The following is a 460-nucleotide window of genomic DNA, read 5'->3' on the forward strand; positions in this document are numbered from 1 at the left end:
GCAATATCCGCCCCGCTTGTGCTAGTCTCCACTGAAGCCCAGCTCCCGCGTGTTACCTTGTATTGAACTGCCGTTCCCGCCGGTAGACTTAAGGTGATGGAATATAGGCCATCACTTCCTTTGGTCAGCTGGTACGCAGGGTCCGCCGCATTCCAGCTATTGAAACTGCCCGTTAAATACACCAGTCCGCTTGCTGGAGTCGTACTTGGAACCGTGACCTTGAAGGTCACACTATCTGCTTGCGGCACACCTGATGTGATACTGCCGTTCACCAGACTCCATGTCCCTGCTCCGAAGTGATAGTTGCTACCGCCATTGCTGTCCCAGGTGCCGGTACCGTTATTGAAGGCTGCAGTTAAGCCGGTTGCACTCCCAAGCTGGACCGTAGCCATCTTGTAGCCACTGTAAGAAGACGCCTGCATCTGCACTCCCGGAGATGTAGTCCAGACTGTAGAACCAT

General features: G+C 54.3%; 1 protein-coding gene. It reads right to left on the reverse strand.

Features of this window, described 5'->3' with window-relative positions:
- The coding region (locus AC0MA3_RS26395; protein WP_474658338.1) for a carbohydrate binding domain-containing protein at positions 1 to 460 on the reverse strand (460 nt) is incomplete at both ends.

Source organism: Paenibacillus sp. LS-5, assembly GCF_056121505.1.